We start from the raw sequence: 15,891 nt of genomic DNA, 5'->3' as shown, positions 1-15,891 counted from the left end.
TCTTTTACGACCTCTGATAATCATTTATATTTGGCCCGCTTTCTTAATAATAGTTTTGTTTAAACTTCATCTTATCATAACACCAGAAGGTCTTTTGAAGACCTCAAGTAAAAATGATATAGATGAAAAAAATCAACTTTCTTTTTTTAGGAGTAGTCGTATGTAACTTGTGCTTTAGCCAGCCGCGACTTACTCAAAGTATTAATGCTCATTGGTCTTTTTTCAAGGGAGACATCAATCAAGCGGCTCAGCAAAATTTCGACGATAGTGATTGGAAGGTAGTCGGTCTACCCCATACCTGGAACGATAAAGATGTATTACCTGATGAAAACCGTGGATATTATCGTGGTGTAGGCTGGTATAGAAAACATCTGAACATATCTAAAACGAACCTCGAAAAGCGCCGTTATCTTCATTTTGAAGGGGCCGGACAAGAAGTTATGTTATACATTAATGGTAGCCCTGTCGGCACGCACGTAGGTGGTTACTCTGCATTCACTTTTGATGTTACCGATTTTCTTGTAAAGGGTGATAATGTATTGGCCGCCCGTGTGGATAACACACCTAATCCCAACATTGCTCCGCTTTCTGCTGATTTCACCTTTTTTGGCGGTATATACAGGGATGTATTCCTGATAGAAACAGATCAGGTTCATTTCAACATGCTTGATCATGGAAGCAAAGGCATATTCGTCACTTCTTCCGAAGTCAACGAAAACGAAGCTGTCCTACAAATAAAAGGCAGCGTGGACAATGATACTGATGAAAGCAGGAAGGTTTCCGTTCGAGCTATTGTTTATGATGAAACCTATAAAGCAGTGAGTGAAATAGAAGAAAAGATTAAACTCACAGCGTATTCCAGCAGTAGTTTCGATTTGCAGAAGAAGTTAAAAGACATTATGCTCTGGTCACCCGCTCAGCCTTACCTCTACACGATAGAAGTACAATTACGTGAAGGAGATGTAACAAAAGACGAAGTAATGAGCCGCACAGGTTTCCGGTGGTTCCGCTTTGATCCTTCCAAAGGTTTTTTCCTTAATGGCCAACCTTTAAAACTCATGGGCGCCAATCGTCATCAGGACTATTGGGGCATGGGAAATGCATTATCCAATGATCAACATAGAAGTGATCTGGAGCTGCTAAAGGCTATGGGCGGTATTTTCATCCGACTGGCCCACTATCCCCAGGACCCTGCCGTGTTGGATGCTGCAGATGAATTAGGATTATTGGTCTGGGAAGAAATTCCGTTGGTGAATGAAATCACGCTAAGTGAGGAACACGATCAAAACGCTGAAGTTATGCTGAAGGAAATGATACGTCAGCATTATAATCACCCCTCGGTCATTCTTTGGGGATATATGAATGAGATCTACTGGGCACATCGCTTTTTGGATGAAGCTGTTGTAACAAAGCACACCGATGCCACTGTTACTCTGGCCAGGCGTCTTGAGAAAGTAGCCCGAGCAGAAGACCCTTCCCGTTATACAGCCATGGCTTTGCATAATTATCCACTTTATGAAGCTTCCGGTATCGCTGAAATACCAATGGTGGTGGGCTGGAACCTTTATCATGGGTGGTATTACGATACCTATGGGGACTTTGGGAAGTTCATGGATGAACAGCATAAAAAGCATCCTGGACGAGTGCATATTATCAGTGAATATGGTGCCGGCAGTGACCCCAGGCTTCACAGTACAGCGCCAGAACGTTTTGACTTTACAGTAGAGGGACAAAAACGTTTCCTGGAAAGTTTTCTGGAACAGATCCAAGAGCGCCCGTTTATTGCAGGGGCATCAGTGTGGAATTTGATTGACTTTAGTTCAGAACGTAGAATAGATTCCAATCCGCACCTGAACAATAAAGGACTGGCGACCACTGACAGAACACCTAAAGACCCCTATTTTCTCTTTCAGGCCGCATTGAGCCAGAAACCGATCATAAAAATTGCAGAAACCAACTGGGTGGAAAGAAGTGGCTATCCAAATGCAGGAGACACCACAGTCACACAACCTGTACAAGTATATTCAAACCTGCCCGATGTAGAACTATGGATGAATGGAACGTCTTTGGGTACTAAACAGATCCATCACTCATCTGCCACATGGTCTGTTCCTTTTACACACGGCAGTCATGAATTCCGCGCAACTACGCCCTCCAATACATCCGGCCTGAATGATCAGCTGACAATCCATTTTCAATATATTCCCACTGAGCTCTCCCTCCAGAAAAACAGGATAGATATTGCCATAAATGCCGGTTGTAATTATTCCTTTTACGATGAAAAGGGTAAAGTAAACTGGTTGCCAGATAAAGCCTATGCTAAAGGTAGTTGGGGATACATTGGTGGGGAGCCACTTTATGTGAGTAAAAAAATTGGCACGAAAGAAGACATTTTAACCACTACTGACCTTGATCCACTCTATCAGTCCATACGCATAGGCAGTGAAGCTTATCAGTTTGATGTAGCTGACGGATGGTATGAAGTAGAGCTATTTTTTGTAGAAAACTACCCCCGTTCCAGAAGATTTGTGGAGGGTAAAGAATCTCCTACTCACCCGGGCGGACTCCGGCAGATGAAAGTCTCCATTAATGATCAGGTGTTGTATGGCAATCTTGACTTGCTTAAAACCTACGGCTATAACTACCCACTAATGAAAAGGGTGAAAATCAAAGCGCATCATAGCAAGGGGATTAAAGTATCACTTGAAGCATTAAAGGGGGAAACGACCATAAGTGCCATCAGAATCAGACAGCTGTAAGGTGTTACTAAAATTCATTTTGGTCTTTTCAGGCATGAGCTGGGTGCTGGAGGTCAGTTGGCCTGGCACCTGGGATTGAAAGTCAGTGAACCTGATCAAATGGTCTATATTTTCTACGATTGAATTTAAAAGAAAGGAGTTAAACTTATGTATAAGTCGGTGTGGTTCCGAGGGAGCCTGCTAAATGGCATTATTCATCATCACGATCGGTGAGTGTGTTCCTAAATCTTCGTTCAACCTGGTAATCGGTCGGTAGCTCGATAAGTTCATTGGAGGCTTCGGCCCTTTTTTCAATTCTAAAGGCATCATATAGCATACCTCCTGTTGTAAAAGAACGATAGATCAGGTGATCATTTGCCACATCAATGATTTGATATAACTGCGTATTCTCTGCTGAACGTTCCATCCAGGGTTGTTCCGTCAATGGATACATTTTGGGGCCGCTTACCGATACTACATAAACGGTACCTGAACTACCTTCATAACTATTCGTACCCGTGGTGAGGTTTTGGGCCCGGGCGTAGGTATGATCATGGCCCTGTAATACCATATCCACTTTGTGCTTGTCCAGAATAGGTTTCCATAGCTTTAACACTTGTTCATTCACTCTGCCTTTTGCAGCGGAAACCACGGGGTGATGGAAGGTGACAAAAGTCCATTGATTAGGATTATTTGAAAGCGTCTCTGAAAGCCAGTTGGCTTGTATTTTAAAATCGTCGTTAGAGTTTAATGAAATGATACGTACATTCTGGACATCAATGTAATAGCATTGGTCTTCTAATCCTTTCGGTCCGTTTTGAGGAAAGTTAAACTGTGGATCCCAAAATGGAGTAAGTGAAACCTTCTTCCCCTCTGGATTTTTGATGTACTCATGGTTACCAGGTATAGTGATGGTAGGAATCATTTTCACTGCTGCGCCCGCTGCTTCAAACCACTCGCCCCATTCATAGTCATTCTGGCTATGATTGATCAAATCACCGGCATGGACTATGAATTTAGACTTGGGGGCTTCCCTGTATGCTGCCTGTATGGCACGAGACCAATGTGAATACAGCTTGTTTTGCGCATCACCCAGGTATATAAATGAATACGGCTCGAAATCCGTTCCCGCAGTTACAAACTGTACCCATTCACTCCAATACTTATCGGCTCCTACCCTATAGGCATAGGTGGTATTGGGCTTTAACTCTGTAAAGTTAACAGTGTGATAAGCCGCTTTGCCAAAATCAGTGATCATTAACTGTGTTTCTGCAATAAATTGCGTTGCTTCTTTATGAAAATCAGGAGAAGGATCGGCTAAAGTGATTTCTGCATATCCCTTGGTAATGGTAGTATCCGTTCGCCAGGTCACTGTTTGGGTGGAAGAAGAATTGTCAGTCCATGTTAGCAAAAGTCTATCCGGACGTTGTGATGGATGAAAATCAAATTGAGGATGCCTGGGAGGCAGGTTTTTTTCAGGCAGCTGCGCCAGCAAATTTGTACTCAATAAAACCAACAGACAAATGCAAGTATTCTTCATAATAAGTAATTAGTCATAAAAAATCCAGTCACAGTGACGCACCGTAACTGGATCCATTCAAAAATGTAGTATACTATCGGATGGTACCATCAATATTTTTTACCCATCCTACTGTCCAGTCATTAGCGGCGTCACGCACGGCACCTACAAAAGGAGCGGACACAAAAATGTCATTCACTGTAGCCGGATCAAAGTTCTCTTTCGCTGGCTGTTCTGCATCAGGAATGAAATCATTTACTCCTATTCCGTCAATAACTTCAAAAACAATATTTTTAGGATCAGGGCCTCCGGATAGCGCATTATTAAAAAAGGGATTGGTTAAAAGTGCACCTGTTTCATCAAATGTTCCGAAAAAATCTACCGCGTTATCCTTCAAAGGGTCGTTGTTATTAAAGAAATAGGAATAAGCCAATACATTTGTCCCTGACAGATCGGTAATGTCCATGTCCCCAGCATCGAATTTAAGGTCTTCATCTAAAGCTTCTGTAACTATGGTGTTATAGATCTTGAACGTATTATTAATTGCATCTATTTCCAAAACATCATCGCCTTCGGCCGCTTCCTGCCCGGCTCCTATCAGTGTCATGTTTGCTGCCACTATTCCGGCAGTTTCTCTTACGTGGAAGTCTGTTTCACCATGTTCTGAGCCATGATTGATAATGAATTGCAATGTTCCCTGATAATTGTCTCCCAACCTAAATCCAGTATCTCCTGACCGGGTATTTATGATGTATTTCACGTTAAGATCACCATCAGTAATGTAAACTCCCTCATCTTTAGAAAGGTAGGTTTGAACATATTCAATTGTATTTGTATTATTCAGATCATCCATTCTCATCCCTTCACTGGCATATTCCGTTCTCAGATAACGAACTACGGCATTGGTAGTACCATCCAGGTCCAAACGGTTCCAATCTCCTGGCTGAGGATCCCCTGTAAGAACAGTGGAAGGAGTCATCACAACGGGTGCTGTATTCGTACCTGTGATAGATACAACGGTGCCCGAATTGAGATTTATTTCCACATCTAATTCATTTTCTTCTGTTGGTTTTTCCATATAAACAGCTACACCTTCTTCAATAGTAAAGGAGCTGCCGCTTTCAAAAGATAGCGGTTCAGTGATATAATAATTACGACCCGTTATGAATTTAACAGATGTACCTCCAGTCACTATACCATCTGCGGGTATTGTCACATTATACAATGACTCACCACCTATCACAACCTGATCGTAAAGGGCGGCATTAATAATAAAATCCACCTCAGGTGACTCCTGGTTTGCCAGATCAGTGAGGGAAAACTGGAATTCGAACTCTTCCCCTTCCTCTGCATCACTCGGTACTTGTTGCGTATTATAGGTGAATGACGTAATATCAGCATCCAGTGTCACCGTTTCAAGCAAACCACCATTGGTTGAAACTACTAATTCTTTATTACCGCCAGGGGCGTTGAGTGTGAGGTCAACACTAAAGTTTTCGCCAGATTTACTAATGATTGTGGTGGCTCCATCAATACTTATGGTAGGGGCCACAGGTAATTCTTTATCGTCATCGCCGCACGATGAAAATAGCACCAGACTAAATATTCCTAAGAATAAAGTCATGTTTTTAAAAAGTAAAAAGAATTTTTCCATTTGAGAGATTATTTAGTAACTATTATTTTTATCTTATTGATCCGTCTAAATCTTTAAACCATTCACCTTCAGTGGTCCAATCATTTGAAATCCCCTGAACGGCACCTATATAAGGTGCGCTCGTAAAGAAACTACCCAACGTAGCCGGATCAAATGGTGATGTTTCAGAACCTACGAACGAGGACAAAGAAATGCCCGGTACCGGGTCTTCGGTAACATTGAAGTTGCCGCTTTCGAAGAATACAGTACGCGCCTCTTGTTCGTAGTTTTTACTGTTGTCAAAAGATCGCACGTTATCAAAGATCATATCAACTCCCAGCACGGATATATCCAGGTCTTCCACCCGTGCAGCATCATTGGGGAACCCGGTTATAATGGCATTCTGGAAGGTTCCTATGGCGCCTCTTCTAAACCGAACCCCCCTGCGGGTACCATTATCGACACCTTCCTGGAAACCATTCCCAATACAGGTGACATTACTGATCGTAAAACTGGTCCGCGGTTCTCTTAGAAAATTATCGTCGTCATTGCGCATTTCTATTGACCTGGCAATATTCCAGTAATTCACAGGAAGAATAGTAGCTGCAACGTCTGTTTGAAAAAGCCAGAACTGGCCTAATCCCTGCCATCCTTCACTAGCCCACAACCCATAACCACCATGGCCCATGCCCGAGATATATTTAAGGTTAACCCGACCACCAATAAGACGAAAGGCTATGTTATAATTTCTGTACGTCTGTACATGATCTATCCGGGTACCTGAACCAACCCCCAAAAGACGCAAAGCATGTACAGTAGTTTCCTGTAAATTGCCGGCATATTCTATCCGTATGTAACGCAATATGCCTGAATTATCATTAGGTACATCGCCTCCATATCTGAAGCCATCATTGAGTAGTACGCCACCCCGGTTAGAGGGTGCGTTGCCGTGGATCACTAATCCACCCCAGTCAAAAGGCATAGGAGTACCGTTCGTTAAAAGTTTGTCGCTTGTAAAGACTATGGGAGCATCTGGCGTGCCCTCCGCAATGATTTTAGCCCCTTGCGTAATGACAAGTCTTGATGTTTCTATTTGATTATCGTACGTTCTAAAATGTACCGTAGCCCCTGCTTCTATGGTAAATATTCCGTTGTTTTCCACTGATAACGTACTATCTATCAGGTAATTCCGTACTGCTTCAATGGTATAATCACGGTTCAGTCGTCCTTTGAGAACGGTAACCTCCATGTTATTAATGGTTTCTATAGATTCAAGGAAGGTGGTATTCACCAATAATTGTATTTCATCTTCTACCTGTACCCCATCTGCATCGGTTAATATGAATTTGAATTCCGTTCTTGTCTTATTGGGCGTGCCCTGCGGAATGGTATAATTAAACGAGTATACGTCGCTTATTTCATCGGTATAATTGATGGTTTCGACTAATACATCATCCTGAAATACATCAAATTTAAGTAGCCCAACGGCGGATTGAAGTGTGAATATCTGGAAGATGTCATTTCCGGCTTCCTGAATGACAGGATCAGGTAGCGGATCTTTTACTGTAATTGAAGGTGGTGGAAGTTCAAATTCTTTTTCAATTTCATTACAGGAAAACTGAACACCTGTCAATAGCATAAAAGAAATCGTGTATATTAAATATCGCATGACTGTCTTTTTTATAAGCTAAAACTGATTCCTGATCTAACTGACCACCCAAAATAGGAAATGCGTGAAATACGACTTTCGTCGCCTTGAAATCGTATTGTAGGTTCATTAGTAATATTCACGCCTTCAACAAATACCCTCCAATGATCTTTGAATTTTAATGAAGCATTGGCGTCCATTTGAAGGCGGGCCTTCTGGATAAAGTCATTTTCTGAAACGCTCGCTACAGAGGTAAGGAAACTTCCGTTATAGTTTGCCGAAACGCGGGCAGTGAAGGTTTTGTAATCGAAGGAAAGAGCCGTATTGAAAGTATGCTCCGCCTGGCCTGGAAGTGATATATTTTCCCTTTCATTGGTGAAAGCATCTGAATACGCGTAAGTATAATTCCCTTCAATGTTAAAGTTTTTGAGTACTCCCGGTAGAAACCGAAGAGAATTAAAGAAATTGAACTCAAACCCGGCCACCTTAGCATTCTCTCCATTTTGCTGCTGACTAAATAGAAATCCTTGTGTACTGGAAAAACCTGGAAAATCCTGAAGTAATGAAGGGTCTATGTTATCAAATTGAAAGTTATCAATGTCTTTGTAAAACGCCCCGAGTGATATTACACCCACATTTTTGAAATAATGTTCAAACATCACATCCAAATTAAACGCGTTAGCCGGTGTTAATTCAGGATTCCCGAGTCGCAATATACGTGCGTCAGCATCCTGATTTACAAATGGAACAACATCCACAAAATTTGGCCTCGAATAATTCCATACTGCTGAGAAACGCAATGCAGTATATGTGGTCAGGCTATATTTCAAATGGACATTTGGCAACCAGAAATGGTAGTCGTTACCACCGGATATAGGTGAAGATTCTACAGAAGTACCGAATCTAAAAACGTCAAACGCATCATAACTCACCTCATTGAACTCGTAGCGGAGCCCTGCAAGTATCATTAGTTTATTAAGCTGAACCCGGGTCATAGCATAACCGGCATAAATACTCTCCTGTGCCTCATAAGTATCATTTAGGGACAGACGCCTTGAATCCCACGCAAGATCGGAAGTGTTTAGTAATCTTCGGTTATCGGTGACATATTGCTGAAGAGACTCCTGGCTGATCAAGGGGCCGAAACGATAGTCACTATATAAAAAATCAAGAGGTTCAACCCCTGACAACGTACGCAAGAAAATCTCATTTTCATTGATCAGATCATTGGGATCTGAAAATATCAGCACCTGGTTATTTCTAAATTTGTCATTCTCTTGCGTCCGTAACTTACCTCCAAATTTCAGAAGAACCGGACTACCATTGTATAATTGGAAATTCCTGGCTACATCCACCCTACCAACAAGATTAGTTGCATCTGTTGATTCAAAATCCTCTTCATATCTTCTGACCGTACTGTAAAGAAAAGGGTCATGAACATCAGGATCGTTCGTAGAAAGGCGAAAACTGGGCTCTTCAGCATATATGCCCTCGGGATTATCTACGATTACGGTAACTTCCGTTTCTTCACTTGAAAAATCCGCACGATCGGAGGACAAAGTACGCTTCGAAACAGTATAGAAAGCCCCCCAATCAATATCCCAATTGCTTAGCTTGTGACTACCACCAAGGTTAAACGTCTGGTTTTCCTTTAATTCATCAAAAATATTGATATCCCGTCTCACCTTTAAATTTGGTCCTGAGCCGGTAATCGAATCAAGTGTCTGATATCTGGCTCCGTCCATATCAAAACGCAGTCGGTTACGTATATCCACATCCTGACGCCGGTTGTACATATAATTGAAAATAATACTGTTCTTATCATTGAATTCGTAGTCCATCGTAAACGTAGCTCCGATCCTCTCACGTTCATTTTGTCTTAACCGGTATTGGTATTCTTCAATGACAATAACTTCTTCTTCTGAAACAGCAAGTTCAACAGGCCTCGGCGTCCAATCTGCATCGATTGAATGCTGAAAGTTGTCAGAATTATACCAGCTGCCCCCAGCAATAATTCCTAATTTCCCTTCACTAAAAGTATTATCAGAAGGGAAAAAGCGCTTATCCAGTCGTAATTTTCCTATACCATTGTAACCATCGGAAATTTCATTATAACCAAGCCCGGCTTCAGCCCTTACACCCAGATCAGCGCTTTTAGCCACGGGTGTTTTTAGATTTATGGTACCCCCAATAGCATCACCATCCATATCTGGTGTAGGGGCTTTTGTGATTTCGATGGAACCAAGTTGATCTGCCGGTATAAGATCCAGAGACTCGGTTCTGGCGCCATTTTGTTGGACACTAGGTATTTGCTCACCGTTGATCTGAACAGTGGTAAAATTGAGAGGCGTTCCTCTGATACTAACTGTTGATCCCTCCCCTTTATCACGCTGTATGTTGACTCCCGGTACTCTTTGTAATGCTTCCGCTACATTTAGATCTGGAAATCGGCCTATTAAATCCGCTGAAACAATGTTTTTTATGTTATCCGCTGTACGTTGCTGATTAAGTGCTCTTTGTTGCCCCTCAAGACTACCAAGTACCACCACTGCCTCTAAACTGGCTATATCGGCATTAAGCTCGATATTGGGCAATACTATTTCAGATTGGTTAACTTCAACTTCTAAGCTCTTAGATGCAAACCCAATAAAACTTACATGGATAGTTATAGTGCCGCCCAGCGTACTTTTCAATGTGAATTCACCATTGTAATCCGTGGCAGTTCCTACAGTACTTGTTCCAATTACCACGGAAGCACCCATCAAACCTTCACCGGAATCCCCATCCAGCACGCGACCTCTGATAGTGCTCAATTTTTGCGCATGCAAGTCAAGATTGCTGATTATCAAAGCGGTAAGCACAATAAATATTATATTACCTTTCATTTTCTCTTGGTTCATACCAGTTTAATCAATAACAGGAAGAGGACCAGAAGGAAAAGTCCTATGAGGACTTCCCTTATCTGATACCATCTTAGCTTTCTTGATTTTGAAAATTGTTTAAACTTCACCTTACGATAAGAGTTTTATTTTTCAGCCATCAAAGCTCATAAAAAGTACATGAGCGAGTCGGTAATCATGTTTCAAAAGATGGGTAGCCATGTTACAAAGTGGCTTTATGCTAATTTTGAGCCACTTTTACGTAAGAAAATAGGTGCTAATAATCTTAGAGCAGCCCTCACATATGCGAAGGGGCTTCGTAGGAATGTTAAATCACTCATCCAGAGACAACACTTACCCAAGTCACTGACAATGAAACAAGTGCCATATCTACTCAACACTTTTTAAAACAGCTCTCAAATTATCTGAGAAAAAATTGACAGGAATCATAAGCGGTCTTATTATTCATCATTTTTCTATAAGGCAAACCACGTTAACATAGAAACTCACATTAACATCAGCCCGGTAAATGTTCACAAGGCAAGAAAAACATACCCGGTTAACGTACTGAGCCGCAATGATTATGAAAAGACTATATCGCATTATCTTCTTCTCGCTGACTTTTGGAGTTAGTATTAATTGTGCTTTCAGCCAGATAATGACAGGTGATACCGTTGACACAAAAGCGGTTCTCGTGTCTTTACGAATGAACTGCTATGCATGTCATAATCCAAAAGTGACCTCTCATGACTACATTATGGCCCCGCCTTTGGTAGCGGTGAAGTATCGCTATAAGCTCAAGTATCCTGATAAGGAGGCATTCACAGCTAACATGACTGACTTTATGCTAAAACCGAGCAGGGAAAAGGCCATTATGCCCGGGCCGGTCGAACGCTTTGGTGTAATGCCGCAAATACCGATAGACGCTGAACAACTAAAAAAAATTGCTGCCTATATTTATGATCATGAAATAGAAGAGCCCTCCTGGTTTCCGGCACATTTTGAAGAAAAGCATGGTGCGAAATGGGGAGGTCAATAAAACGCTGGTAGGCAGATGACATCTGATGAGGGAAAAGGACGTTTGATACGAAATTCTTACGACTTCATTTAGTATCCAGCACTCTTATGACGTAAGGAGCTGGAATCTGACATAAAAGAGAGACAGAAACCAAAATAAGGACCTCAAAATACTGTAGTCGGCCTTCCTTTTCAGATTCGCACTATCCACAATCTTTACCTGGCCCTTGTTTTATTCAGGTCAGATGTTTTTCTGCCTTTTAACTTTCACTCAATAAAACAGCCTATAGACCGATCTCTTGGAACCGAATTATCATTCATGAGCTCAATTCTCATGCCTACCCAAATGCCATGATCAATTCATCCTGTTCCACAATTTCACCGGCTTCCAGGTATACCTTATCTACCGTCCCCGAAACAGAGGCTGTAATAGAAGACTCCATTTTCATAGCTTCTATAATGAATAGCACGTCCCCTTTTTCCACATTGTCTCCTGTCGTCACCATAACTTCCGCTATTTTCCCGGGTAGTGGCGCTCCTACTTCATTCGGCCCTTCCGCCAGCCGTGTTGATTTGGCTGTAGCCGAAAAGCTTTGGTCACGTACTTTTATCAATCGGGTCTGACCATTCATACTAAATGAAATGGACCGTTTACCCTGCTCGTCCGGCCGGGTCACATACATCATTTCGATGGTGATCACCTTACCCTTTGCAATCTCAACCAATATCTCATCCCCCGGCTTCATCCCGTAAAAGAAAGCACTGGTAGGCAGATCTGTAATTTGACCGTAACGCTTCAAATAGTTATAGTATTCTTTGAACACCGCAGGATAAAAAAGGAAAGACAGAAAATCCTCAAAACTACTTGACGGAAATTCTTTTTGAAATTCATCAAACCCCTTTTCAAAATCTACCGGGGTAAGGGCTTCAGACTGCCTTTGGGTATTCGGTTTTTCACCTTTTAGAATTTTTTGTGCCACTTCCCGGGGAAAGCCTCCAAAGGGTACGCCCAAATCACCCTTGAATAAGGCAATGACCGAATCAGGAAAGTCAAACTCGTGTCCTTTTTCTATGATATCCCGGGCTGACAGGTTGTTCACGGTCATAAACATGGCCATATCACCCACCACTTTTGAGGAAGGGGTCACCTTAACAATATCACCAAATAATAAGTTAGCTGCCTTATAATTCTTTTTGATCTCCTCGAACTGATCCTCCAGTCCCAATGCTATGGCCTGGGGCCTTAAGTTAGAATACTGTCCACCTGGTATCTCATGATCATATACTTCCGCCGTACCCGCTTTTAGGCCTGACTCAAAAGGATAATACATATCCCTTACGCCTTCGTAATAACTTGCATGGGCATTAAGCGACTCCAGGTTCATTTTTCTGGCCCTGGGATGCTGCTCCAAAGAAGCCACCAATGAGTTAAAGTTGGGTTGTGACGTCAACCCTGACATGGAGGATAATGCTACATCAACAATATCCACTCCCGCCTCTATAGCCTTTAAATAGGTGGCGGACTGCACAGAAGAAGTATCATGTGTATGCAGGTGGATCGGAATGTCTACCTCTTCTTTTAATGCCGTGATCAACTGATGTGCACTATACGGTTTCAACAACCCTGCCATATCCTTAATGGTGAGGATATGCGCCCCGGTATCCTCCAGCCTCTTAGCCAGGTTCAGGTAATAATCGAGGGTATATTTGTGTTTACCCGGATCTTCTATATCACCGGTATAGCATATACAGGCTTCTGCAAGCGCTTCCGTATTTTTGACTACAGCGTCAATGGCATCTTTCATATTTTCAACGCTATTCAAGGAATCGAAGATCCGAAAAATATCCATTCCGTTGCTGGCAGACGTCTCAATGAACTTATAGATCAAGTTAGTAGGATAGGCAGTATACCCCACTGCATTTGCACCCCTGAGCAACATCTGGAACAAAATGTTAGGGATAGCCTCTCTTAGCAATTCTAACCTGACCCATGGGCTCTCTTTGAGAAACCGCATACTCACATCAAAAGTAGCCCCTCCCCACATTTCCAATGAAAACACCTCCGGGTTTTGGATGGCATAACTTCTGGCGGCTTTCAACAGGTCCTGGGTACGAAACCGGGTAGCCAACAACGATTGATGGGCATCTCTCATCGTGGTGTCGGTATAATGTATTTCAGGGTCTTCTTTCAGAGTCTTTAAAAACTGACTTCTTCCCAGTTTCTTAAGCAAATCCCTTGACCCTGCAGGTGGTTTAGCATCCTTCTCAAAATCAGGTACCTGAGGCTGTCTGAATTTTCGGTCCGGATCGAACTTTTTGACATCCGGGTTACCGTTAATGGTTATTTCACCGAGGTAATTTAACGTTTTGGTTCCTCGGTCAAAAGGTATTTTAATACTAAAGAGCTCAGGGTAGTTCTGAATAAAATTGACAGTAGCTTTTCCTTCATAAAATTCAGGGTGGAAAATAACATTCTGCAAAAATCCGACATTTGTCTTGACCCCACGCACACGGAATTCTCTCAATGCGCGGTGTAATCGTCCCGCAGCTTCCTGCATAGTGCGTCCGGATGCCGTCACCTTCACTAACAAGGAATCAAAAAAAGGTGATATTTTGACGCCATTATAGACATTACCAGCGTCCAGCCGAATACCAAAACCACCTGCACTTCGATAGGCTATAATAACGCCATGATCTGGTTTAAAATTATTCTCAGGGTCTTCTGTAGTAATTCTGCACTGGATGGCGTAACCTCTTGTAGAGAGTTCGTCTTGCGATGAAATACCAATCCGCGCATCGGAAAGATGACATCCAGAAGCAACCAATATCTGCGTTCGCACAATGTCAATACCGGTGACCACTTCCGTAATAGTATGCTCCACCTGTACACGAGGATTCACTTCTATAAAGTAAATATTCTCTTCCGCATCTATCAAAAACTCTACAGTGCCTGCATTGTTGTACTTTACCTGCCGGGCAATCTTCAAAGCATATTCGTAAAGTTTCTCCCTCGTTTCAGACTTCAAACCAATACTTGGCGCTACTTCTACCACCTTTTGGAATCGTCGCTGAACGGAGCAATCTCTTTCAAAAAGGTGCATAATATTGCCATGATTATCAGCAAGAATCTGTACTTCAAGGTGTTTGGGATTATCGATATACTTTTCAATAAAGATAGCGTCATTACCAAAAGCTTTTCCTGCTTCAGATTTAGCTTCCCGATAGGATTTGGTGAGCTGTTCTTCCTCTCTTACCACCCGCATTCCTCGTCCGCCTCCACCGGCAGCAGCTTTTAGCATTACCGGATAACCAATTCGGCTGGCTTCTTCCAATGCGATGTTTTCATCTGTTAATGGTTTCTGGCTGTCCTGAATAATGGGAACTTTTGCTGCCAAAGCCACCTCTTTGGCCATTACCTTGTCTCCCAGCCTTTCCATCACATCGGGTCTGGGACCGATAAATACAATGCCTTCTTCTTCGCATCTCCTTACAAAGTGAATATTCTCGGAAAGAAACCCATAGCCAGGGTGAATGGCCTCCACGCCATGGGCCTTTGCCACGGACAGGATCTCCTCAATATCCAGGTAGGGTTTAAGCGGCTCATCATCCGGCCCGATCTGGTAAGATTCATCCGATTTATACCGATGCAATGAATACCTGTCTTCATAGGTATAGACAGCCACAGAGGTCATGTGTAATTCAGAGATGGCCCTGAGTACACGAATGGCGATCTCTCCACGGTTAGCAACAAGTACTTTAGTAAAAGGAATGATAGAGTCGTTCATATTTTTAGTACTTAAATCATTGTATTTTTTTTCCGGCAACTTTATTAAGTGTCAGATATACCCGCCTAAGCGAGAACACATCTTTATGTATTGTCTTTTTTGAGCATAATGATCCGTCATACTATCAGATTAGTTCCGGGTCAACGCATAGAATATAGCGAATTTACGCTAAACAAGTTTATTCACTGCATTATATTTGAATTCTCATCAAAAAATATCTTTTCACCTCACCTGATCAACATACAAAATGTATGGATTTAAGTCCATATAAATTTCACTCCAAGTATTTTTAACACTATTATACTCTGCTCATATTCATATTTATGTCGATTCAAACCTGGGATAAGTAACCCAAAACAAGAGAATACCCTCCTCAATAGCCTGAACCAGGATTATGCATTAAGATTCTACGCAGGCCCAACCTACTTAAACACCAAGCATTGTTGAACTGAGGTAGGCAATAACTTAGATATGACCAAAACAGCAAAAGTGCATTTACCGAAAGGGTCTTGAGGAGTAAGAATATGGCTGTCGTGAAGGTGTTTTGGTTAACCCGGAAAATTCATTAGTAGGTGAATAATTTGGGTGTAAGGTGTTATTTTTGAGATAGTTAGAAACAAAAAGCACACCTTATACGACACCCAAATATGAGGGATAAAAATACGGCATTTT

At 42.1% G+C, this 15,891-nt stretch carries 7 protein-coding genes; 2 read left to right on the top strand and 5 right to left on the bottom strand.

Features of this window, described 5'->3' with window-relative positions; translation table 11 throughout:
- Window positions 1-122: 122 nt before the first annotated feature.
- A complete protein-coding gene (locus tag FNH22_RS24650) occupies window positions 123-2,759 on the top strand; it encodes a glycoside hydrolase family 2 TIM barrel-domain containing protein (RefSeq protein WP_143401173.1) in 2,637 nt (878 codons plus the stop codon).
- Window positions 2,760-2,949: 190 nt separating this feature from the next.
- Here the strand turns inward: FNH22_RS24650 and FNH22_RS24645 are convergent, their stop codons facing one another.
- The 4 genes from FNH22_RS24645 to FNH22_RS24630 form a co-directional block, all read right to left on the bottom strand.
- On the bottom strand, window positions 2,950-4,278 hold the full coding sequence (locus FNH22_RS24645; protein ID WP_143401172.1) for a metallophosphoesterase family protein: 1,329 nt from the start codon (window positions 4,276-4,278) through the stop codon (window positions 2,950-2,952).
- 73 nt (window positions 4,279-4,351) lie between these two features.
- On the bottom strand, window positions 4,352-5,911 hold the full coding sequence (locus FNH22_RS24640; protein WP_143401171.1) for a hypothetical protein: 1,560 nt from the start codon (window positions 5,909-5,911) through the stop codon (window positions 4,352-4,354).
- A 28-nt stretch (window positions 5,912-5,939) separates the two neighbouring features.
- On the bottom strand, window positions 5,940-7,559 hold the full coding sequence (locus FNH22_RS24635; RefSeq protein WP_143401170.1) for a hypothetical protein: 1,620 nt from the start codon (window positions 7,557-7,559) through the stop codon (window positions 5,940-5,942).
- Between the two features lie 11 nt (window positions 7,560-7,570).
- The gene (locus tag FNH22_RS24630) at window positions 7,571-10,423 is read right to left on the bottom strand and encodes a TonB-dependent receptor (RefSeq protein ID WP_143401169.1); all 2,853 of its coding nucleotides are present in this window, start codon (window positions 10,421-10,423) and stop codon (window positions 7,571-7,573) included.
- A gap of 577 nt (window positions 10,424-11,000) precedes the next feature.
- Between FNH22_RS24630 and FNH22_RS24625 the strand changes: the two genes are divergently transcribed.
- Window positions 11,001-11,456, top strand: coding sequence for a c-type cytochrome (locus FNH22_RS24625; RefSeq protein WP_143401168.1), 456 nt, complete (start codon window positions 11,001-11,003; stop codon window positions 11,454-11,456).
- A gap of 316 nt (window positions 11,457-11,772) precedes the next feature.
- Here the strand turns inward: FNH22_RS24625 and FNH22_RS24620 are convergent, their stop codons facing one another.
- Complete coding sequence (locus tag FNH22_RS24620) at window positions 11,773-15,219, bottom strand: pyruvate carboxylase (RefSeq protein WP_143401167.1); 3,447 nt, start codon at window positions 15,217-15,219, stop codon at window positions 11,773-11,775.
- Window positions 15,220-15,891 lie beyond the last annotated feature (672 nt).

The sequence above is a fragment of the Fulvivirga sp. M361 genome, from assembly GCF_007097395.1.
In the GTDB taxonomy this organism is placed as follows: domain Bacteria; phylum Bacteroidota; class Bacteroidia; order Cytophagales; family Cyclobacteriaceae; genus Fulvivirga.
The sequence above is the reverse complement of the archived record's forward strand: the minus strand, read 5'-3'. Positions and strand labels throughout refer to the sequence as shown.

Excerpts from the sequence above, each read along its gene's own strand:
- FNH22_RS24650 (WP_143401173.1), top strand. The coding sequence starts at position 123 with ATGAAAAAAATCAACTTTCTTTTTTTAGGAGTAGTCGTATGTAACTTG.
- FNH22_RS24645 (WP_143401172.1), bottom strand. The coding sequence starts at position 4,278 with ATGAAGAATACTTGCATTTGTCTGTTGGTTTTATTGAGTACAAATTTG.
- FNH22_RS24640 (WP_143401171.1), bottom strand. The coding sequence starts at position 5,911 with ATGGAAAAATTCTTTTTACTTTTTAAAAACATGACTTTATTCTTAGGA.
- FNH22_RS24635 (WP_143401170.1), bottom strand. The coding sequence starts at position 7,559 with ATGCGATATTTAATATACACGATTTCTTTTATGCTATTGACAGGTGTT.
- FNH22_RS24630 (WP_143401169.1), bottom strand. The coding sequence starts at position 10,423 with ATGAAAGGTAATATAATATTTATTGTGCTTACCGCTTTGATAATCAGC.
- FNH22_RS24625 (WP_143401168.1), top strand. The coding sequence starts at position 11,001 with ATGAAAAGACTATATCGCATTATCTTCTTCTCGCTGACTTTTGGAGTT.
- FNH22_RS24620 (WP_143401167.1), bottom strand. The coding sequence starts at position 15,219 with ATGAACGACTCTATCATTCCTTTTACTAAAGTACTTGTTGCTAACCGT.